The 23,264-nt window shown below is 62.4% G+C and carries 10 protein-coding genes; 4 read left to right on the top strand and 6 right to left on the bottom strand.

The window, feature by feature from the left end; genetic code table 11:
• Window positions 1-33: 33 nt before the first annotated feature.
• The 4 genes from V5E99_RS18980 to V5E99_RS18965 form a co-directional block, all read right to left on the bottom strand.
• A complete protein-coding gene (locus V5E99_RS18980) occupies window positions 34-1,446 on the bottom strand; it encodes an aspartate aminotransferase family protein (protein WP_499803810.1) in 1,413 nt (470 codons plus the stop codon).
• 143 nt (window positions 1,447-1,589) lie between these two features.
• A complete protein-coding gene (locus tag V5E99_RS18975) occupies window positions 1,590-2,075 on the bottom strand; it encodes a GNAT family N-acetyltransferase (protein ID WP_499803809.1) in 486 nt (161 codons plus the stop codon).
• 198 nt (window positions 2,076-2,273) lie between these two features.
• Window positions 2,274-3,596, bottom strand: coding sequence for an ATP-binding protein (locus V5E99_RS18970; RefSeq protein ID WP_499803808.1), 1,323 nt, complete (start codon window positions 3,594-3,596; stop codon window positions 2,274-2,276).
• Window positions 3,596-4,276 (bottom strand): response regulator, encoded by a 681-nt coding sequence (locus V5E99_RS18965; RefSeq protein WP_499803807.1) that lies wholly within the window; start codon window positions 4,274-4,276, stop codon window positions 3,596-3,598. The genes V5E99_RS18970 and V5E99_RS18965 overlap by 1 nt, the downstream gene beginning before the upstream one ends.
• Window positions 4,277-4,466: 190 nt before the next feature.
• Here V5E99_RS18965 and V5E99_RS18960 point away from each other — a divergent pair, with 190 nt between their 5' ends.
• The 4 genes from V5E99_RS18960 (at window position 4,467) to dsbG (ending at window position 8,859) form a co-directional block, all read left to right on the top strand.
• Window positions 4,467-5,420, top strand: coding sequence for a tetratricopeptide repeat protein (locus tag V5E99_RS18960; RefSeq protein WP_499803806.1), 954 nt, complete (start codon window positions 4,467-4,469; stop codon window positions 5,418-5,420).
• A gap of 90 nt (window positions 5,421-5,510) precedes the next feature.
• Window positions 5,511-7,247 carry a protein-disulfide reductase DsbD gene (dsbD, locus tag V5E99_RS18955; protein ID WP_499803805.1) on the top strand — a complete coding sequence of 579 codons (1,737 nt, stop codon included), beginning with the start codon at window positions 5,511-5,513 and terminating at the stop codon, window positions 7,245-7,247.
• Window positions 7,247-8,113 carry a TlpA family protein disulfide reductase gene (locus V5E99_RS18950; protein WP_499803804.1) on the top strand — a complete coding sequence of 289 codons (867 nt, stop codon included), beginning with the start codon at window positions 7,247-7,249 and terminating at the stop codon, window positions 8,111-8,113. Before dsbD ends, V5E99_RS18950 begins: the two co-directional genes overlap by 1 nt.
• Window positions 8,089-8,859, top strand: coding sequence for a thiol:disulfide interchange protein DsbG (gene dsbG / locus V5E99_RS18945; RefSeq protein ID WP_499803803.1), 771 nt, complete (start codon window positions 8,089-8,091; stop codon window positions 8,857-8,859). Before V5E99_RS18950 ends, dsbG begins: the two co-directional genes overlap by 25 nt.
• Window positions 8,860-8,945: 86 nt before the next feature.
• Here dsbG and V5E99_RS18940 read toward each other — a convergent pair whose 3' ends face one another.
• Entirely contained in the window at window positions 8,946-9,752 is an 807-nt protein-coding gene (locus V5E99_RS18940) for an alpha/beta fold hydrolase (RefSeq protein ID WP_499803802.1), read from the bottom strand.
• 214 nt (window positions 9,753-9,966) lie between these two features.
• Window positions 9,967-22,950: a non-ribosomal peptide synthetase gene (locus V5E99_RS18935; RefSeq protein WP_499803801.1), complete on the bottom strand. Its 12,984-nt coding sequence runs from the start codon at window positions 22,948-22,950 to the stop codon at window positions 9,967-9,969.
• Window positions 22,951-23,264: the final 314 nt, after the last annotated feature.

Below are 23,264 nucleotides of genomic sequence, written 5' to 3'. Positions count from 1 at the left end.
TATGTAGAAAGAACGTTCGGGGCTCGGAAAAATTTAGAGGCCGGCGGTCGCCGCCGCCAACGCCCGGCCGAAAATTTCCGCGACCTGGTCGATTTCTGCGCCAGTGATCACCAGCGGCGGCAGGAAGCGCACCACCGCGCCATGCCGACCGCCCAGTTCAAGAATCAAACCGCGCTTGAGGCATTCACGCTGCACCAGCGGCGCCAGGCGACCGAACGCCGGCGGATGACCTTGCACGTCTGGCGTCCCGTTCGGATCGACCAGTTCGACGCCGAGCATCAAGCCGCGACCACGAATGTCACCCAGTTGCGGGAAGTCCCGTTGCAGGATGCGCAGGTGTTCGCCCAAGCGTTCGCCCATCGCAGCGGCATGCGCGCAAACGTTGTTGTCGACCAGATAACGCATCACCGCCGAACCGGCCGCCATCGCCATCTGATTGCCACGGAACGTGCCGGCATGAGCCCCCGGCAGCCAGGTGTCGAGCCAGTCACGATAAACCACCACCGCCAGCGGCAGGCTGCCACCAATGGCCTTGGACAACACCACCACATCGGGAACTATCCCGGCGTGTTCAAAGGCAAACATCTTGCCGGTACGGGCAAAACCGCTCTGGATTTCATCGACGATCAACGCCACGCCCGCCTGTTCGGTGATGCGCCGCAAGCCGCGCAACCAGTCGAGATCCGCCGGGATCACCCCGCCCTCGCCCTGCACCACTTCAACAATCACTGCAGCGGGCAATTGCACGCCGGCCTCGGGGTCGTTGAGCAGGTTTTCCAGATAGTTGAGGTTGACCTGCACCCCTTGGGCGCCACCGAGCCCGAACGGGCAGCGGTAATCGTAGGGGTACGGCATGAATTGCACGCCACTGCTGAGCAACGCGCCCAACGGCTTTTTCGGCCCCAGGCTGCCCATCAGGCTCAACGCGCCCTGGCTCATGCCGTGGTAACCGCCCTGGAACGACAACACGGTGCTGCGTCCGGTGGCGGTGCGCACCAGTTTCAGCGCGGCTTCCACGGCGTCGGTGCCGGTAGGGCCACAAAACTGGATTTTCGCTTCCGCCGCCAAGGCTGGCGGCAACAGGCTGAACAGGTCCTGGACAAACTGATCCTTGACCGGGGTGGTCAGGTCGAGGGTGTGCAACGGCAGCTCATCGGTCAGCACCTGCTGGATCGCTTCGATCACCACCGGGTGGTTGTGCCCCAGCGCCAGCGTCCCGGCGCCGGCCAGGCAATCGATGAAACGGCGACCCTCGACGTCTTCGACATAAATGCCCTTGGCGCGCTTGAGCGCCAGGGGAATGCGTCGCGGGTAACTGCGGGCATTCGACTCCTGCTGGCTCTGACGGGCCAGCAACGGCGATTCGTTGAACTGGTAAAGCGTCTCGGCAGGCGTCGGAGCGACCCGGGCCGGCTGATCTTCGATAAGGCTGGTAGCGACTGACATCTCTCGACCCCTCAATACGCTGTGGATAGTGACCAAAACTGCACACCGGGCAGGTGCGCGTTCCGGTCACGGGGCGCACTTGCAGGTTTTCCTGTTCTGGAAACGCATCAGGGGCTCGGGGATTTAGACCTGCGATCAGCTTTCTATGGGAGTGGCGTCAGCACCTTGTGCATGGGAATGGCGTACAGCCCCGCTACGCTGAAGGTTTCGGCGCAGGCGTGATAACCCAGATGTCGATAAAAGGCTTCACTGGTGCGGGTGCTGTTGAGCCGTGCCTGGTGCACACCTTGAGCGAGCAACCAGGCTTCGAGGTCGTGAATCAAGGTGTGTCCGGCGCCACGACGAAACCATTCCGGTTGCACGTAGCAGAACGCTACCCGGCCGCTGATCGAGGCCATGGCCACCCCAATCGGTTTGTCCTGAAGCACCGCGATGGTCAGGTACAACCGTTGGTCGGCCAGCCAGGTGTGGATATGTTCGACGGTTTTGTTGCGGGTCCAGGCGGCGACGACTTTCGCGTCGTTACGGTGGTCGAGTGCGCAACCGACCCGGATCGAACGTTCGATGATCCGGCTGATAATGCCGGCGTCGGCAGGTGTGGCCTTGCAGATGTGCAGGGGTGCATCCATGGCGCTGTTACCTCAATCCATTGAGTCCAAGCTGCCGGAAAGATAGCGCTGCAAACGGCGAGTGGCCAATGGAGAGGCGTTACATTTGATGTGCAACAACGACCCTCCCGGTAGGAGCTGCCGAAGGCTGCGATCTTTTGATCTTGTTTTTAAAAATCAAAGTCAAAAGATCGCAGCCTTCGGCGGCTCCTGCGGGGTTCAGGCCGGCTGTAATGGCATTGTCAGCTCAACCCGCAAGCCGTCCGGGCGGCTGTCGAAGTGCAACGTGCACGCACAGCGCTGAACAATCGCCTGGACGATCGCCAGGCCCAAACCGCAACCGGTGCTCTGGCCGTTGCGCCAGAAGCGTTGGGTCAGGTGTTGCAGGTCATCTTCGGCAATCCCCGGCCCATGGTCGCGGACCACGAAGCGCACGCGGTTGCCGGTGGTTTCCAGGCTCAACTCCACCGCGCCGTCGCTGGGGGTATGACGCAGGGCGTTGTCCAGCAGGTTGCGCAGTGCGGCAATCGACAGCACGGCAGGCATTTGCACCGGGGCGGCGGAAATCTTCGTCGGCGCCTGAAACTTGATGCGCTGGCGATCACCGCTGGCGGCGTCCTGAATCGCCAGTTTCGCCACCTGCTCGGCGCTGCACTGCACGCCATCATCGAACGACAGGCTGCCCTCGACCCGCGCCAGCAGCAGCAATTGTTCAAGGGTGCGATGCAGGCGATCCGCGCCCTCTTCGGCCCGGGCCAGGGATTGGTCGCGAGCCGCGCCGTCGGTCATGCGCGCCACTTGCAGGTGGGTCTTGATCGCGGTCAGCGGGCTGCGCAGTTCGTGGGCCGCATCCCCGGTCAGGCGTCGTTCGCGTTCGATGGTCTTGCCAATGCGCAAGAACAACTGATTCTGAGTATCCAGCAGCGGTTGCAACTCGCTCGGCAACGGCTGGATCTGCAACGGTTCGAGGGAATCGGCGCTGCGCCGCATCAAGGCATCGCGCATCCGATTGAGTGGCGCCAGCCCCTGGCCGATGCCCAGCCAGAGCAGACACAAACACCCCAGCAGGGCCACGCCCACCGGCACCGACGCGGCCAACAGAATCGACATGTTCAAGGCTTCGCGTTCGATCTGCCGATCCGCCGTGGTGATCCGCAGATCACCGCGCGCCAGGGTGAAACTGCGCCACGGTGCGCCATCGATCATCTGATCGTGGAAGCCCATTTTCTCGGCTTCGAGGGTTTGTTGCGGGTCGGTGTGGCTGCGGGCGAGGATTTCGCCACGTAATGAACTGACCTGACAGGCCATGCCGCCGGGCACATTCAATTGCTCGGCGCTGAAATGCGTACCCTCGCCCTTGGTCGGCAGCGCCGGCAGTTGCTCCATCAGGCCGGCGACCATCCGCGCCGACGCCACCAGCCGCTGGTCGAGGGAAAACATCATCTGGTTGCGCAAGTCGCTGAGCATCCAGGCCGCTGCCAGGGCCCAGATCAGCGCAAACGCGGCGCCGAGGGTCAGGCTCAGGCGCAAACGCAGGCTCATCACTTCGATTGATCTCCGCCATCAGCCGGCCCCAGGCGATAGCCCAGGCCACGCACGGTCTCGACAATGCCATTGCCGAGTTTGCGCCGCAGGTGATGGATATGAACGTTGAGGGCGTTGCTTTCCAGCTCATCGTTGAAGCCGTAGACGCTGTCCTTCAACTGCTCGGTGGACAGCACCCGGCCACGGTTATGCAATAAGGCTTGCAACAGCGACTGTTCGCGACGGGACAGGTCCACCGGTTGCCCGGCGAGCATGGTTTCGCGGCTGCTCGGATCATAGGTCAGCGCGCCGTGCTCGATCAGGTTGACGCTGCGCCCGGCCACTCGTCGCAGCAAGGTGTGCAGGCGGGCGGCGAGTTCGCGCAGGTCGAACGGCTTGAGCAGGTAATCGTCAGCCCCGGCTTGCAGGCCGTCGACCCGGTCGGTGACCGAATCCCGGGCGGTGAGGATCAGCACCGGGATTTCCAGGCCGCTGTGACGCAATTGCTGCAACAACTTGAGGCCGTCTTCATCGGGCAGGCCAAGGTCGAGCACCATGACGTCGAACTCGGCGACCTTGAGCATCGCCCGGGCCGACGAAGCGGTGGCGACGTGTTCCACGGTCAGGCCTTGGGCGGTGAGGCCGGCGACGATGCCGCTGGCAATCAGCTCATCGTCTTCGCAAACCAGTACGTGCATGGTGGGACCTTCGCAAAATTGATGATTAAGGGGCATGCCGATTAACCCGGGATTATGACGCCTCACGTGGCGCGCAACGCGAATGCGCAGAATAACGGATGCCATACATATCTACCGCACTCCGCTGTGCCCTTATCCCTAGCCTGTGTCGGGCAGCACCTTCATTTTCCGACTAACACAGGTACACAAAATGTATTCCCAAGTCAGTGCATTAACGACCCTTTTCAGTCTGCGCGACGCGTTGCTGGGGCTGGTCACCCAACTGGACAAACAACAAAAGGAAAGTACCACCAATGGACTGGAGCTCTACAACCTCGGCGAGTTTGTTCAAGCACCGCCCTATCTGACGATTGGCGCCTGCGCCGGTAACCCCGAGGCCCAATATGCGCTGGCGGAAATCCTCAGACGTCAGGACAACACGCTGAGCGATGAAGCCAAAGACTGGTACCGCCGCGCTGCCGCCAAGGGGCATGTCTACGCGATGATGCGTCTGGGCGATGAAGCGTCCCTGAAAAACGCCAAGGCCTTGGCCCAGGCCAGCGTCGAGCGGAACGAAGCCCAAGGCATGCTGACCATGTACGAACTGACCCAGGACATCGCCTGGCTGAAAAAATCCGCCGAGGCCGGTCTGGCCGAAGCCCAGTACATCCTGGCGGACAAGTATTACAAGGACGAAACGCTGATCACCGATGCCATCGTGCGCCGTACCACCATCGATGGCTTGTTGAAAAAAGCCGCGGACGCCGGTTTTTCCAAAGCGATCTTCTGGTACGGCAATCGCCGCCCGGTCGCCCAGGACCTGCATGCCAGGCGCCAGTGGGTGGAAAAACGTGCGCAACTCAATGACGTGAACGGCGTGCTGGATTACGGCCTGGCCCTCACCGGGTTTTACGAGAACGATGAGGGCGTCGATCTCGAGTACGGCTTCGAGAAAGACCTGGTCAAAGGCTACGGCTTGATCTGGCTGGTGATCGAAAGCACCCGCGAGCTGTCTCGGCACAGCATGGCCCGCTCGTATCTGGTCGATCTGGGCACTGAAATGACCGACGTGCAGATTGCCGCCGCCAAGGCCTTCGCCCAGCAATGGAAGGCGAGCCACGGCCCGATGTCCCAATACCGGCTCAGCTATAACGACATCAACTGATAGCCGCGGCATTCGCCAGCGCCCTGTTAACACGGGGTTAATCGCTGCCCATCATGTTGGGCAACGTGTGTAAACCTCAAGGCGTTGTCGATGCGTTATTTTCTTTTCCTGTTTTTTGGGTTGTTTGCCAGCCTGGCCCAGGCCGGCAACAACCCGTTTGACACCAAGCCTGATTTCCTGCCTGTCGGCAAAGCCTTCATCTTCACCTCCGAACGCCTTGAGTCCGGCGAAACCCAGTTGTATTGGCAGATCGCCGATGGCTATTACCTGTACCAAAAACGCCTGAAGTTCGACGGTTTGCCGGTGGAACAACAACCGGTACTGCCTGAAGGCGAAGCCCATAGCGACGAGTTTTTCGGCGCGCAGCAAGTCTATCGCCAGGGCCTTGAACTGAAGATTCCGGCCGGGGCCACGGGTCAGGTCAAGGTGGGTTTCCAGGGCTGCGCCGATGCAGGGTTGTGTTATCCGCCGCAAACTCAAGTGGTCGATCTGGGTGGCGCTGCGGCGGCACCGATTGCCAACGAAGCACCCGATCAAGCCCTGGCCAGCAACCTGCAACAACGGGCACTGGGCTGGAGTTTGCTGGTGTTCTTTGGCCTGGGTCTGCTGCTGGCGTTCACCCCTTGCACGTTACCGATGCTGCCGATCCTCGCCGGTTTGATCGTTGGCAGTGGTGCCTCGCCCAAACGCGGTTTTGCCCTGGCCAGCAGCTATGTGATCTGCATGGCGCTGGTGTATGCGGCGATGGGGGTTCTGGCGTCGATGCTGGGCGCGAACCTTCAGGCGCTGCTGCAAAATCCATGGCTGCTGGGCAGTTTTGCCGCCGTGTTTGTGCTGCTGGCGCTGCCGATGTTCGGCTTCTTTGAATTGCAATTGCCCGTGGCGGTAAGGGATCGACTGGAAAACGTCTCGCGCAATCAGCGCGGCGGCAGCCTGATTGGGGCCGGGGTGCTCGGGGCTTTGTCCGGTCTGTTGGTCGGCCCGTGCATGACCGCGCCACTGGCCGGCGCCCTGCTGTACATCGCCCAGAGCGGCAATGCGTTGCACGGCGGGTTGATTCTGTTCGCTATGGGCATCGGCATGGGCATACCGCTGTTGTTGCTGGTGACCGTCGGCAACCGCTTCCTGCCCAAGCCTGGTGCCTGGATGAATTTGCTTAAAGGCGTATTCGGTTTCCTGTTTCTCGCCACGGCGCTGCTGATGCTGCGTCCGGTACTGGATGAATCACTGTGGATCGGCCTGTGCGGCGCCCTGTTGCTGATCGCGGCCTACAGCGCCTGGAAACAGTCGGAAGGTTTTGGTCGTGTCGCCCATGTGTTCGGCGCCAGTTCGCTGTTGCTGGGCGTGTGGGGCAGCCTGTTGATAATCGGTGCGGCGGGCGGCAGTGATGACCTGTTCAAGCCATTGCAGGTGTACAGCGCTGCCCGCTCGAACAGTGCCGCCAGCCCGGTCGGCCATGACGCGTTCACCACGATCAAGGACCCCGCCGCCCTGCAACGGGAACTCGATGCGGCGCAGGCCCGGGGTCAGTGGGTCTTGCTCGATTACTACGCCGACTGGTGCGTGTCGTGCAAAGTCATGGAAAAACAGGTCTTCGCCAAACCTCAGGTGCTTGAAGCCCTGAGCGATGTGCGCTTGCTACGGCTGGACGTCACCGCCGACAATGCCGCCAGTCGCGAGCTGCTCGGCCGCTACAAAGTGCCGGGGCCGCCGAGTTTGCTGTGGATCGGTGCCGATGGCGTCGAGCGCCGCAGCCAACGCATCACCGGTGAGGTCGATGCCGAGACTTTCCTGCAACGCTGGACCATCACCCGAGATGCCCTTTAATGCTGACCTTTACCCTCGGCACCTTTGCCATCGCGCTTAATCACTTGCTGCTGATCAGTGCCCTGGCGCTGGCAACCTTCGTCGGCTGGCGGGTGGCCAAGCGCGGCGGCGAGAACCCCGAGTCGGTGCTGTTCAGCCTGTTCCTGCTGGGGATGCTGGCGGCGCGGATCAGCTTCGTGATCGCTTACTGGGCGCAATATCGCAACGATCCGTGGCAGATCATCGACCTGCGCGATGGCGGTTTTCTCGCCTGGCCCGGGGTGATCGTGCTGGTGCTGGCCGCGCTCTACCGAGGCTGGCGTCGACCGGGGTTGCGTCGGCCCATGGGGTTCGGGGTCGTCAGCGGTTTGGCCTTCTGGTTGCTCGCGACCTTTTCCTTGAGCCTTTACGAACAAGGCACGCGCCTGCCGGACATCACCTTGCGCAATGCCGCTGGCGAAACCGTGCAACTGACCGATTATCAGGGCGGCCCGCTGGTGATCAATCTGTGGGCCACTTGGTGCCCGCCGTGTCGCCGGGAAATGCCGGTGCTGGAAAACGCCCAGCAACAACGCCCGGACCTGACCTTTCTGTTCGTCAACCAGGCCGAAAGCATGCAAAGCGTCGCCACGTTCCTGGAAACCCAGGGCCTGAGCCTGTCCAACGTGTTGTTCGATGGCAGTGGCCGATTGGGCCAAGCGGTCGGTTCGATGGCGTTGCCGACTACGCTGTTCTATAGCGGCGACGGCCGCTTGCTGGGCAGCCATCTGGGCGAGTTGTCGCAAGCCAGCCTGGCCCGGGCCCTGGAAAATTTCGACAGCCCCCACCCTGCCACACCGGCCACCTCTTCAAGGAAACTGCCATGCCCCGCCTCCGCCACCTGCTGACGCTGACCCTGGGCGCCGCCCTGCTGCACCTGCCATTGGCACAGGCTGCCGAAGAACTGCCGGAGGCGATCAAGAAGATCGAAGCCAAAGGCGCGAAAATCGTCGGGCAGTTCGACGCCCCGGACGGTTTGCGCGGTTACGCGGCGCAATACCAGAACCGCGGCATGGCGCTGTACCTGACGCCGGACGGCAAGCACGTCCTGCTCGGCAACCTGTACGACGCCGATGGCAATGACCTGAGCAGCGCGCCGTTGCAGAAACTGGTCTACGCGCCGATGTCCAAGGAAGTCTGGGGCAAGATGCAAGCGAGCAACTGGATCGGCGACGGCAACAAAGGTGCCCCGCGCGTGGTGTACCTGTTCAGCGACCCGAACTGCCCTTACTGCAACATGTTCTGGGAGCAGGCGCGGCCGTGGGTCAACTCGGGCAAGGTGCAGTTGCGCCACATCATGGTCGGCATCATCCGCGAAGACAGCCCCGGCAAATCCGCCGCGCTGCTGGCCGCCAAGGACCCGAGCAAAGCCCTGGAAGAACACGAAAAATCCGGCAAGGCCAGTTCGCTCAAGGCCCTGAAAGACGTGCCACCGGCGATTCAGGCGAAACTCGCGGCGAACATGCAGTTGATGGAAGACCTGGAGTTGCAGGCCACCCCGGCGATTTTCTATATGGACGACAAGGGCGAGCTGCAGCAACAACAAGGCGCGCCGTCGCCGGACAAGTTGTTGAAGATTCTTGGGCCTAAGTAAGCAAGATCAAAAGATCGCAGCCTTCGGCAGCTCCTACAGGGGTACGCATCCCTCTGTAGGAGCTGCCGAAGGCTGCGATCTTTTTCTTACTTAGCCAAAAACTTCAGCAGTGCCTGCGTCACAAACTCAGCATTCTCCAGATTGGAGATATGCCCCGCCTCCGGCACCAACACACACGGACACCCAATCAACTCGGCCATTTCCCGGGCCTCGGTTGGCGGACGCGGTTTGTCCTGATCGCCGCACATCACCAGCGTGGTTGCGGCATTCAACTCCGACAAACGCGGCAACACATCATCCCGCCCAAACGTAATCCGCCCCATCGGCACAATACTTTCGCGCAGCCGTTCAGCAGGCAACGCCGCCAATGACGCGCGAAAATCCTGGTACAACGCCGACTGTGGATCGATGCCCGGACGGAAAAAGATCGGCACCACGATGTCCAGTAGCTGCGGCGAGATCACGCCGGTGTCTTCGATCTGTTTGAACAGCGAGAAGTAATATTGGCGGGTGGGCTCGGGCTCGACGCCGACGTAGGTGTCCATCAGCACCAGTCCATTGAGCCGTTGTGGTGACGACAGCGCCAGACGCACGCCCCACATGCCACCGACCGACAGCCCGACCAGGGTGACGCGATCAATGTCCAGATGATCGAGCAACGCCAACGCTTGACGCGCAATGTCATCCAGCGAAGTCGTTCCTTCGGGCAATTGACCGGATTGACCGTGGCCCCAGAGGTCCAGGGCGATCACCCGGTAGTGCTGCGACAGCACCGCGATTTGCGGCGCCCACATGGCCTGGTCCCACAGGTAGCTGCCGGCCAGCAGCACCGCCGGGCCGGTGCCTTGGTCAATGTAGTGCAGGGGTTGTCCGTCTATTGTGGCGAAGGGCATCGACTGTCTCCGTTGAAAAGGGTCTACCGAAAAAGCCTTGGCAGGCTGAACCGGTACAGCTCGGCAGTCAACGCGCAAATTGTGGCGACAGCTTGGACGCCATCGCGGGCAAGCCTTGCTCCTACAGGTTTGGGTCGTTCACAAATATCGCGACCGACATCAATCCGTGGGAGCGAGGCTTGCCCGCGAAGAGGCCCTTACAAACGCTAGAGAATCAAAGCCCCTCCAACTCCGCCATCAGGTCATTCAACCGATCCACCTTCTCCTCCGTCATGTCACTCGCCGCCAACCCGTCGATGTACTCGGCCAATTCCTCCACCGTGCTGCACTCGAACATCGCCCGTAGCGGCACATCCCGTTGCAGGGATTTCTGCACCCGCGAAGCAATCTGCGTCGCCAGCAGCGAATGGCCGCCCAGTTCGAAGAAATTGTCGCGAATACCGACCTGCTCGACTTTCAGCACTTCAGCCCAGATATCCGCCAGGGTCTGCTCCAGGTCATTGCGCGGCGCCAGATAATCCTGGCTCTGCAACTGGCCGATCTCCAGCACCGGCAGGGCCTTGCGATCCAGCTTGCCGTTGGCATTGAGCGGCAGTTTGTCGAGCCACAACCAGTGCAGCGGCACCATGTATTCCGGCAGTTCGGCACGCAGACGTTGCTTGATCCGCTCCAGGCGTTCGCTTGGGTTGAGCGCGGAATCCGCCGCCACCAGATAGCCGACCAAATGCTTGCCGTTGACACCTTCCTGCACGCCGACCGCCCCGTCGCGGACTTCCGGTTGTTCGTGCAGACGCGCCTCGATTTCCCCCAGTTCGATGCGGTAACCGCGAATCTTCACCTGATGGTCGATCCGGCCAACGTATTCCAGCACGCCGTCACTGCGCCGACGGGCCAGGTCGCCAGTGCGATACAAACGGTCCCCCGGCTCGCCAAACGGGTTCGGCACAAACACCTGGGCGGTGCGCAGCGGATCACTGACGTAACCGCGACCGACGCCGGTGCCGGCCACACACAACTCGCCCACCGCACCCAACGGCACCAGTTCCAGCGCGCCATCGAGCAGGTACAACCGGTTGTTGTCGGTCGGCGTACCAATCGGCAAATAGCTGCCGCGCGTCGAGGCCATGTCGACGCGGAAGAACGCCACGTCATCGGAACATTCCGCCGGGCCATAGGCGTTGACCAGCCCGATGTCCGGGTAGCGCAACAGCCACTGGTGCGCCAGTTCCGGCGGCATCGCTTCGCCGGTCGGCAGCATCCAGCGCAGGCCGTCGAGGCTCATGCGCTCCTGGGCGAGCATGCCCTGGATCAGCGACGGCACGCTTTCCAGCACCGTGATGCCCTGGCTCTGCACGTGGGCCAGCAAACCTTGCGGATCGTGGGCGATGGTGTTCGGCACGATGTCCACTCGCGCCCCGAACAGCGGCGCGGCGAGGAACTGCCAGACCGAAATATCGAAGCTTTGCGACGCGGTTTGCGCGATCACATCCGCCGCGCTCAGGTTCAGGTACGGCACCTTGCTCAACTGGTTATTCAGCATGCCGCGCTGTTCGACCATCACGCCTTTGGGCAAACCGGTGGAGCCCGAGGTGTAGATCACGTAGGCCAGGTTGTCCGGGGCGCTGTAGATGCCGGGGTTTTGCACCGACGCATCGCTCGCTTGCACGTCTTCCCAGACCAGCAGTTTCGGTCGATTGGCACAGGCAAATTCGTCCAGCAATACCACGGCTTGTTCACGACAGGCCTGGGTGCAGACCAGCAGCGGCGTGCGACTCAGGTCGATGATCCGGCTCAGACGCTGACTTGGCAGGCCCGGGTCCAGCGGCAAGTAACCGGCGCCAGCCTTGAAGCTGCCGATGATCATGCCGAGCAAATCGAGGTTACGTTCAGCCAGCAACGCCACCGGTTGATCCCGCCCGACACCCGCCGCGATCAACGCATGACCGAGACGGTTACTGCGCTGGTTCAGCTCGACGTAACTGTGCAAGCGGTCGAGGCAACTGGCGGCGATGCGCTGCGGATGTTGTGCGACCTGAGCTTCGAACAACTCGACGTAGCTCTGCTGCAACGGGTATTCGTGTTCGCTCTGGTTGCAGCCATGGATCAGGAAATCCTGCTCCTCAGCGCCCAGCAGCGGCAAATCGGCCATGTCGCCATGGAAGCCTTGCACCAGCGCCAGCAGCAAGCGCTTGAACTCGCCGAGCATGCGCTCGACCGTGGATTCGTCGAAATAACGCTGGTCGTAAGACAGGTGCAAGCCGAGGTCATCCCCCGGATAGCAGACCGCCGTCAGCGGGAAGTTGGTGTGGGTGCGGCCCGAATCCGAGGTGGCGTTGAGGCTTTGCGCACGGTCCAGCACCGAGACTTCCACCGGGGCGTTTTCGAACACGAACAGGCTGTCGAACAGTGGTTGGCCTTTGGGCAACTCGCTGTTTTCCTGGATGGTCACCAGCGGCAAGTATTCGTACTCGCGCAGTTGCATGTTGCTGTCGAGCAAACCGCTGAGCCACTGACGCACGCTCACACGCTGGTCGTCTTCCGGCATTTTCACCCGCAGCGCGACGCTGTTGATGAACAGGCCAACCGTGCGTTGCATCTGCGGCATGTCCACCGGGCGCCCAGCCACCGTGACGCCGAACAACACGTCGCGATCACCGCTCAGGCGTCGCAACACCAGGGCCCACGCTGCTTGGGCGAAGGTGTTGATGGTCAGTTGATGCGCTTGGGCCAGTTCACGCAATTGCGCGCCGTCACGGGCATCGAGTCTTGTGTAGCGGTCGCCAACAATCATGCCGCCGCTGTCACCGGCGTGTTCGCGCAGGAACGGCCGGTCACTCGGGATCGGCGTGGTCCGTTCGAAACCTTGCAGGTTGGTTTTCCACCACTGCCGCGCTTCGGCCAGGCTCTGGCGTTGCAGCCAGCCGATGTAGTCGCGATAACGCGGCGGCACGGCCAATTGCGCGTCCCGACCTTCGCCGAGGGCCATGTAGATTTCAAAGAAATCGTTCATCAGCAGCGAACGGCACCAGGCGTCGATCAGGATGTGGTGGTTGCTCATCATGAACCAGTAACGCGCCGCGCCGACCTTGATCAGGCGCAGGTGGAACGGGGCTTGGTTGAGCAGATCGAAACCGGCCTCGCGCTCGCTTTTGAGCAGCGTTTGCAGCGTCGGTTCGTGTTCGGTTTCGGCGACGGCAGTCCAGTCCAGGTACTCGATCGGCGTGCTGCCCGGCTTGTGGATCACTTGCAGCATGTCTTCGCCGACGTTCCAGCAGAACGAGGCGCGCAGGGCTTCGTGACGGGCAATCACCGCTTGCCAGGCCTGGGCGAAACGCTCGGGGTCGAGGTCGCTGTTGATGCGGTAGCGGTCCTGCATGTAGTAGAGGCCGGTGCCCGGTTCCAGCAAGGTGTGCAGCAACATGCCTTCCTGCATCGGGGTCAGCGGGTAGACGTCTTCGATGACCGCAGCCGGAATCGGCAGCGCATCGAGTTGCGGCTGGGTCAACCGGGCCAGCGGGAAGTCCGATGGCGTCAGGCCTCCAGCGTCGTCTTGCAGGCAATGGTCGATCAGGCTTTGCAGCTCGCCCAGATACGACTGCGCCAACTCATTGATGGTCTGCGGGTCGTGGCGCTCGGCGCTGAAGGTCCAGCGCAGCACCAGTTCGCCGCCGTAGACCTGACTGTCGACGCTCAACTCATTGGGTAGCGGCGCGTGGGGATCATGGGCGGCGCCGACCGGTTCATCGAGGGGACGGAACAACGCGTCCGCGCCGAAGCTCTGGTCGAACTGGCCGAGGTAGTTAAAGGTGATCGGCGCCACCGGCAATGCGGCCATGGTCTGGCGGCACAGGTCATCGGCGAGGTAACGCAATACGCCGTAACCCAGGCCTTTGTGCGGTACGGCGCGCAGTTGTTCCTTGATCGATTTGATCGAGGCGCCCTGCTCCTCCATTGGCGCCAAACGCAGTGGATACGCGCTGGTGAACCAACCGACAGTGCGGGTCAGGTCGATCTCGTCGAACAGGCTTTCGCGGCCATGGCCTTCGAGTTGAATCAACGCCGATTCGTGACCGCTCCAGCGGCACATGACCCGCGCCAACGCAGTTAGCAGCAGGTCGTTGACCTGGGTGCGATAGGCGCTCGGGGCTTGTTGCAGCAATTGCCGGGTGCGCTCGGTATCCAGGCGCACGCTGACGGTTTGGGCATGGCGATTCTGCTGGCCGCCCTGGGGACGATCACACGGCAACTCGGCACTTGGCCCGGCCAATTGCGCCTGCCACCAGCTCAATTCTTCACGCAAGGATTCGCTGCCGGCATAGGCCTGCAAACGTCCCGCCCAGTCCTTGAAGGCACTGGTTTTCGCCGGCAGGTTCACCGACTGTTGCGCGTCGAGCTGGCGATAAACCGTTTGCAGATCGTCCAGCAGCACCCGCCAGGAAACCCCGTCCACCACCAAGTGGTGAATGGCGATAAACAGCCGTTGCTGGCCTTCAGGACCATCAACCAACAAAGCGCGGACCAACGGCCCTTGTTCGAGGTCGAGGCTGCGTTGGGCATCGGCGAACAGCGCGGTGCACTTGTCCATCGAGGCGACGCGAACCTGCCACAACACCGGGATGTCATTTATCGCCTGGTGTTCGGCGTGCCATTGCCCGTCAACTTGGGTGAAGCGCAGACGCAAGGCGTCGTGTTGCTCGATCACCGCCAGCAGCGCTTGCTCCAGGCGATGGGGGTCCAGGGCCACGCTCGGTTCCAGCAGCAACGCCTGGTTCCAGTGCTGACGCTCGGGGATGTCGGTGTCGAAGAACCAGTGCTGGATCGGCGTCAAACCGGATTCGCCAGTGAGCAAGCCTTGCTCGGCGCTGACCTGCTCGGTGCGGGTTGCGACGGCGGCGAGGGTCTGCACGGTCTGGTGCTGAAACAGATCACGGGGACTGAAATGAATGCCCTGCTGCCGTGCGCGGCTGACCACTTGAATGGACAGGATTGAGTCGCCGCCCAGTTCAAAGAAGTTATCGTTGAGCCCGACCTGCGCGACGTTCAGTACTTCGCACCAGATGCCGGCCAGGGTCAGCTCCAGTTCATTGCTCGGCGCCACGTAGTGTTGGCGGTTCAGCTCCGGGTCTGGCGCCGGCAGTGCGCGGCGGTCGAGTTTGCCGTTGGCGGTCAGCGGCATGCTCGCCAACAGGATCAGGTGCGTCGGCACCATGTAGTCCGGCAGTTGGGATTTGAGGTGCGATTTCAACGCTTCGCGCAGGGCCGCTTGTTGTGCTTCGTCCTGCTCGGCGATGTCCGTGACGAGGTAGCCAACCAGTTGTTTGCCGCTGGGGGCATCGAGGGCCAGCACCACCGCTTCACGGATGGATTCATGCTCCAGCAGACGGGTTTCGATCTCGCCCAGTTCAATGCGGAAACCCCGGATTTTCACCTGATGGTCGATACGCCCAAGGTACTCCACCAAGCCGTCGGCACGCTGACGCACCAGGTCGCCGGTGCGATAGATACGCCCGCCATTGACGGCAAACGGGTCCGCGACAAAACGCTCGGCGGTCATGCCTGCTCGTGCGTGATAACCCTGGGCCAGGCCAGCACCGCCAACATACAACTCACCGGTCGCACCTTGGGGCACCAAGGCCAGATCGGCGTCGAGGATATACGCCACCCGCGCACCGATCACGCTGCCGATGGGCACGCTGCCCAAACCTTCTTCCAATTGCTCCGGCGCCAGACTGGCCAATGGCATGACCACGGTTTCGGTCGGGCCGTAAGCGTTGAAGAACAGGCTCGGTTTGAACGCCGCACGAATCCGCGACAGGTGCTCGCCAGTCAGGGCCTCGCCGCCGGTGATGATCATGCGCACCGGCAGAATTTCGCCCTGGGTCGCCAGCCATTGCGCCAACTGGCTGCCGTAGCTCGGGGTGAAGCCGAGGATGTTGATCTGGTGCTGACGAATCAGGCCGCAGATTTCTTCGGCATCCCACTGGCCCTGGGCACGCAACACAACCTGCGCACCACTCAACAGCGGCACCAGCAGACGCTCGGTGGCGGCATCGAAGTTGATCGAGTAGAAGTGCAGTTCGCAGTCGTCCGGGCGCATACCAAAGCGCTCGATTACCGCTTGGCAATGCATGGCGATTTCACCGTGGGACACCACCACGCCTTTCGGTTTGCCGGTGGAGCCGGAGGTGTAAATCAGGTACGCCTGATGTTGCGGCAGGCTGATAAACGGCAACTCGCTGGCCGGGTAGTTGACCAGTTCGGCGGCGTCCTCTTCCAGGCACCAGCGGGCCACGGTCGAGGGCAATTCGCCGAGGGCGGTGAACATCGCCTGGTCACTGAGCAGCAGACCGATGCCGCTGTCTTCAATCATGTAGTGCAGGCGATCGAGGGGGTATTCCGGGTCCAGCGGCACGTAGGCGCCGCCGGCCTTGAGGATCGCCAGCAGGCCGACGACCATCTCCAGGGAACGCTCCAGCGCCAGGCCAACGCGAACCTGCGGGCCGACGCCGCGCTCGCGCAGCATCCAGGCCAGGCGATTGGCGCGGCTGTCGAGTTCGGCGTAGCTCAGGGTTTGCCCGACGAAGGTCAGGGCCGGCGCGTCTTTTCGGGCCAGGGCTTGCTCGCTGAACAGGTGATGAATGCACTGGTCGAGGCGATGCTCGCCGGGCTCGATGCCGAGGCTTTCGAGCAGGTTCTTTTGCTCCGTGGCTTCTAGCAACGGCAACTCGCTGAGGCGTTGCTGCGGATCGGCCAGCAGCGCTTCCAACAGATTGCGCCAGTGCCCGGCCATCCGGGCAATGCGTGGTTCATCGAACAAATCGGTGCTGTAAGTCAGGCAGCAACCGAGGCGATGATCGAGGTCGGTGACTTCCAGGTTGAGGTCGAACTTGGTCGCCCGGGCATCGTTGGCCAGGTATTCGACGGTCATGCCGGCCAGGGTGCGGCTCTGCTGGAACTCCCAACGCTGCACGTTGCACATCACCTGGAACAACGGGTTGTACGCGGCGCTGCGCGGAGGTTGCAAGGCTTCGACCAAGTGATCGAACGGCAAGTCCTGATGGGACTGGCCTTCGATCACGGTGTGGCGAACCTGCTCAAACAGTTCGCCGACGGACATCTGCCCATCGAGCTGGCAACGCAGCACTTGCGTATTGAGGAACGCGCCGATCAGGCCTTCGCTTTCCGGACGAATGCGGTTGGCCACCGGGGCGCCGATGCGCAAATCCGTCTGGCCGCTGTAGCGGTAAAGCAGTACGGCCAGAGCGGCGGTCATGGTCATGAACAAGGTCAGACCGTTTTGCGCATTAAAGGCGCGGACGCGGGCGGCGAGGTCATCGCTCAGGTCGAACCGGAACAGCTCGCCCCGGTGGCTTTGCACTGGCGGACGTGGACGGTCGGCGGGCAATTCCAGCAGCGGGTGTTCGCGGCCCAGTTGCGCGGTCCAGTAGTCGAGTTGACGCTGACGCTCGCCGGATTCCAGCCACTGACGCTGCCAGACGCTGTAATCCAGGTACTGCACCGGCAGCGGTTGCAGCGGCGATTCGCGGTCATCGACGAAGGCTTCGTAGAGTGCGCTCAGTTCCCGGGCAAAGATGTCCATCGCCCAGCCTTCGGTGACGATGTGGTGCAGGGTCAGCACCAGGTAGTGTTCTTGCTCATCGGTCTTGACCAGGCAGGCGCGCAGCAACGGGCCGGTTTCCAGATCGAACGGCTTGTGCGCCTCGTCGTCCGCCAGTTGCTGGACCTGCCACTCGCGGCCATCGGCATCGAGCGCGGTGAAATCCTTCCAGTCCATGCGCATACCGGTGTCGGCATGCACCTGTTGCCGGGCCACGCCATCGACGCTCGGGAACGTGGTGCGCAGGGTTTCGTGGCGGATGATCAGCGCTTGCAGCGCCGCCTCGAAACGCCCGACATCCAGCACCCCGCGCAACCGCGCCATGCCGCCGACGTTGTAGGCCGGGCTGTCCGGCTCCATTTGCCAGAGGAACCACATGCGCTGCTGGGAATAAGACAACGGCACCGCTTGGCTGCGGTCGACTTTCTCGATCGGCGGCTGCTGGTTGGTTTTGCCGCTGGCCTGGATCAAGCGGACCTGTTCGGCGAAGGCGCCCAACTCACTGTGTTCGAACAGCGCACGCAGGGGCAATTCGACGTCGCAGGCCTGACGGGTGCGGGAAATGATTTGCGTGGCCAACAGCGAATGACCGCCGAGGGCGAAGAAATCGTCGCGCAGGCCGATTTGCTTCAGGCCCAACACTTCACGCCAGATGCCGGCGATTTGTTGCTCAAGGGTGGAAACCGGTTCGACGTGTTCGCGAACCTGCCACTGCGGTTCCGGCAAGGCACGGCGGTCGAGTTTGCCGCTGGGGCTCAGGGGCATTTCATCCAGGCGCATCAGTTGCGTCGGGACCATGTACTCCGGTAGTTCAGCGGCCAGCGCGGTTTTCAGGCGCTGATTTTGCGCATCGAGATCTTCGGAAGAATCGGTGGATGTGTAGTAACCAATCAACTGGCCGCCAGCGGCGGTTTCACGCACCAGCACCACGGCTTGGGCGACGCCATCCTGGGCCAGCAAACGGGCTTCGATCTCTTCCGGTTCAACCCGGAAGCCGCGCAGTTTGACCTGCTGATCGAGACGTCCGAGGTATTCGATCACGCCATCAGCGGTCCAGCGCGCACGGTCGCCAGTGCGGTACAGCCGCGCGCCCGGCTCGCCCAGTGGATCGACGACAAAGCGTTCGGCAGTCAGGGACGGACGCCCGAGGTAACCCCGGGCCAAGCCGATGCCGCCGATGCACAGTTCACCCGGCACCCCGGCCGGTACGGGATTGAGGTCGCTGTCGAGCACGCGGCAAATCACGTTGCCCAATGGCCGGCCAATCGGCGAACGCTCGCCATCGGCCGTGGTGCAATGCCAATGGGTGACGTTGATCGCGGTTTCGGTCGGGCCGTAGCGGTTGTGCAGTTGCACGGCGGGCAGTTGTTCCAGCACGCGGTTGCGCAGTTCGGCGGGCAAGGCTTCGCCACCGGAGAACACCCGGCGCAGGCTGGTGCATTCAGCGGTCAGCGGTTCTTCGATAAACAGCGCCAACAGCGGCGGCACGAAGTGCAGCGTGGTCACGCCATATTCCTGAACCCGTTGCGCAATGCGATGGGGATCGCGGTGCTCACCCGGCCCGGCAATCAGCAACCGTGCGCCGGTGATCAGTGGCCAGAAACATTCCCACACCGACACGTCGAAACTGATCGGCGCTTTTTGCATCAGCACGTCGGTTTCGTTCAGTTGATAAGTGTTCTGCATCCATTGCAGCCGTTCGGCGAGGGCGGCGTGGGTGTTGCCGACGCCTTTGGGCTGGCCGGTGGAACCGGAGGTGTAAATCACGTAGGCCAGGTTGTCGCCGTGCAGGTGCAGACCCGGTGCCTGGCTCGGCCAGTTTTCCAGGTGCAACGCATCCATGGCGATCACGCTGACGCCGTCGGTGGCCGGCAAACGGTCGAGCAATTCGGTCTGGGTCAGCAGTAATTCGACGCCGCTGTCGCTGAGCATGTAGGCCAGGCGATCAGCCGGATATTCCGGGTCCAGCGGCACATAGGCGCCGCCGGCCTTGAGGATCGCCAGCAGGCCGATCAGCAGTTGCGGCGATCGCTCGGCAGCGATGGCCACGCACACGTCCGGGCCGACGCCTTTGTCGCGCAGGTAATGGGCCAAGCGATTGGCCTGGGCGTGCAGTTCGGCGAAGTCCAGTTGCCCGCCGTCCCAAATCAGCGCGGTGCGTTCCGGGGTCTGGCGCAGTTGTTCATTGAGCCGTTCTGGCAGCCATTGGCCGGCCGGTGTGCAGGGTGCCGCGCCCCACGAGGTGTGCTGATCGCGCTCGGTCGAGGTCAGCAGTTGCAGATCGCCGATGGCTTGCTGTGGACGCTCGCAGACCTCGCGCAGCAGATGGCTGAAGTGCTCGGCCAGGCGTTCGATGGTCGCGGCGTCGAACAGTTCGTCGGCGTAGTCGAAGGACAGGCTCAAGCGACCATTTCGGTCTTCTTCACTGTGCAGTTGCAGGTCGAACTTGGCTTCGCGGCTGTGCCACGGCAGCTCTTCGGCCAGCAGCCCCGGCAAGCGGCGCAGTGCGCTCAAATCCCGTTGCTGGTGGTTGAACATGACCTGGAACAGACCCGACTCGCGGGCCTGGGGAAAGGCTTCGAGCAATTGCTCGAACGGCAGATCCTGATGGGCCTGGGCGCCCAACGCGGCTTGGCGGGTTTGCGCCAGCAGCTCAACGAATGGCAAGCGTGAATCGATGTCGGCGCGCAGCACCTGGGTGTTGATGAAGAAGCCGATCAGCCCCTGGGTTTCCAGGCGCGGACGGTTGGCGTTCGGCACGCCGATGCGGATATCGCGCTGACCGCTGTAGCGGTGCAACAGACTCTGGAACGCGCTCAGCAACAACATGAACGACGTGGCTTCGTGAGCCTGGGCCGTCTGGCGGATCGCTTCGCTCAGGCTCACGCCCAACCGTACGGTGTGCCGGGCGGCGCTGTGGGTGTATTGCGCGGAACGCGGGTGATCGGTGGCCAGGCTCAACACCGGATGCTCATCGCCCAACTGGTTTTTCCAGTAGGCCAGTTGCCGCTCACCCTCGCCTTGCGCCAGCCATTGGCGCTGCCAACTGCCGTAATCGGCGTACTGGGTCGGCAATGCCGACAGCGTGGTTTTCTCGCCTTGAGACGCCGCCGCGTACAGCCGCGAGAACTCGTCGATCAACACGTTCAGCGACCAGCCGTCCGCGATGATGTGGTGCATCGTCACCAGCAGTTGATGCTCTTCATCGTCGAGGCGCACCAGGGTCACCCACAGCAGCGGGCCTTTTTCCAGATCGAACTGGGTGCGGGCTTCGTCCTCGCGGATTTGCTGCGCACGGGCTTCGCGCTCGGTGGCGGGCAAGTCACTGATGTCGATCCGTTGCAGGTTGAATTCACCGGCGGCATCGACTTGCTGCAGGGCCACGCCGTCACGCTCGAAGAAACGCGTACGCAGGGATTCATGGCGTTCGATCAACTGCTGGAAACTGGCGCGCAACGCGTCTTCGTCCAGTTCGCCGCGCAAGCGCAAGGCACCGGGAATGTTGTAGGCGCTGCTGTACGGGTCGAGTTGCCAAGTGATCCACAAACGGTTTTGCGCCAGGGACTGCGGCATCGCTTCGCTGCGTGACAGCGCGGTGATTGAGCCTTGGGCGAGGCCGCCGTCCTGTTGCTGTTGCGCGACGGCGCTGGCGAATGCGCCAAGGGTCGGCGCTTCGAACAACAGGCGCAGGTTCAACTCCAGACCGAGTTCTTCACGCAGGCGCGCGACCACCTGAGTGGCGGCGATGGAGTTGCCGCCGAGCAGGAAAAAGTGATCGTCAGCGTTGACCTGTTTGACGTTGAGTTGCTCGCTCCAAATTGTGGCGATCAGGGTTTGCAGTTCGGAAGCGGATGGCGTGCCGGTTGCGTGTTCGACGTCTGCCGACGGGAACAGCGCATAGCTGTCGAGGCTGCCGTCCGCCAGGCGATTGCGGCACGCCGAGCGTTGCAACTTGCCGCTGGAGGTCTTCGGCAGCGCGCCCGGATTGAGCAATACCACTACGCTCGGTGCTTGCTGATACGCCTCGGCCACCGCTTGGCGAATGGCTTTGATCAGCGCCTCGGGGGGGAGGATTTTCTGCACGCTGCGGCTGATTTCCGCCGCAATGCCAATGCCTTCCTGACCGTCGATATTCACCGCGAACGCCGCGACCCGACCTTTGCGCACCACTTCCACTTCGCGCTCGACGGTTTGCTCAAGGTCCTGCGGATAGAGGTTGTGGCCGCGCACGATCAGCATGTCTTTCAGGCGCCCGGTGATGAACAACTCACCGTCGCGCATAAAGCCCAGGTCACCGGTGCGCAACCAAGTACGACCGGCGTGCTGGACGAAGGTCTTGGCGCTGGCCTCGGGGTTGCGCCAATAGCCATGGGCGATGCTCGGCCCGGCGGCCCAGACTTCGCCGACGGCGTTATCCGTCAGTTCGGTGAGCGCGACCGGGTCGACAATCAGCACTGCATGATCGGGCTGGCTGATGCCGCAACTCATGATCGCCGCGCCCTCGCCCGCTTCGGCTCGGTTTTGTGCCAACGCCTGATCGTCCACGCGCAAGTTGTTGATGCCTTGACCCCGTGGCGTGCCGGCAACGAACAACGTGGCTTCCGCCAGACCATAGGACGCCATAAAGCTGTCCGGGGTGAAGCCGCACGTTGCGAACTTCTCGGCGAAGCGCTCCAGGGTGTCGAGACGAATCGGCTCGGAGCCGGAATACGCCACGCGCCAGCCGCTCAAATCGAGACGCTCCAGCGCCGATTCGCTGACCCGTTCGCTGCACAAGCGATAAGCAAAGTCCGGCCCGCCGCTGATGGTGCCGCCGTATTCGCTGATCGCTTCGAGCCAGCGCAATGGCCGGCCGAGGAAGTATGCCGGCGACATCAACACGCAGGGCACGCCGCTGAAAATCGGCTGCAACAGACCGCCGATCAGGCCCATGTCGTGGTACAGCGGCAACCAACTGACGATCACGTCGTCCGGGTTCAGATCAATGCCGAAGCCGTGGCGGATCAGCAGTTCGTTGGCCACCAGGTTGCCGTGGCTGACTTGCACACCTTTAGGCAATGCCGTCGAACCGGAGGTGTATTGCAGGAAGGCGATGTGGTCGTGCTCAAGGGCCGGCGTAACCCAGCCATCGGCCAGCGCCGTGTCGAGGGTATCGACACAAAGCAGCGGCGGCGCACCGTCGATGTGCTGCAAGGCGTCGCGCAGGCCGGCGCTGGTCAGCAGCAGACGCGGTTCGGCGTCGCTGATGATCGACAACAGCCGTTCCTGGTGATGACGTTTGGCCGACTCCGGCGGATAGGCCGGCACCGCGATCACCCCGGCATACAGGCAACCAAAAAATGCCGCGACGTAATCCGGGCCGCTGGGAAACAGCAGCACCGCGCGATCGCCAAACGCCGCTTCGGCCTGCAACGCACCGGCAATGGTCCGCGCCCGCAGATCCAGTTCGCGATAACTGAGTACCACCGCTTGATCCGGGGTTTCGGCGAGAAACCGCAAAGCAACGCGGTCCGGCGTCAGGGCCGCGCGGCGCTGGAGGGCTTGGACCAGTGTGCTGGGGAGTTCGAACGCGTCGGTCATGAGGTTTCCTGCCTGAATTCGGCTTACAAGTTGGAATCGGTTTTCCTACGTCACGCTCATACAAATCGCGTGCAGGGCGCGGTCTTCGCCGACCGCGCAAGGCTTGGGAATGCTGTTTTGGCCGGATCGTGTCCGGAACCATTCACCAATGAGAACGATTGATGTCTTGAAATAATTAGTCGGCAGGCTCCAACCCCAACAGGGCCAGCCGCGTCAGCGTGTCGCAGTTCGCACTCTGCACTTTTGTGGAGCATTAATTCTCTTTCTCAATTGACAATCATTATCATTCAACATAATTTGTCGCTCGATGTGTA

This window comes from Janthinobacterium sp. LPB2021202312-11-4 (assembly GCF_037049705.1).
Lineage (GTDB): Bacteria > Pseudomonadota > Gammaproteobacteria > Pseudomonadales > Pseudomonadaceae > Aquipseudomonas.
This window is presented reverse-complemented; position numbering and strand designations above follow the sequence as displayed.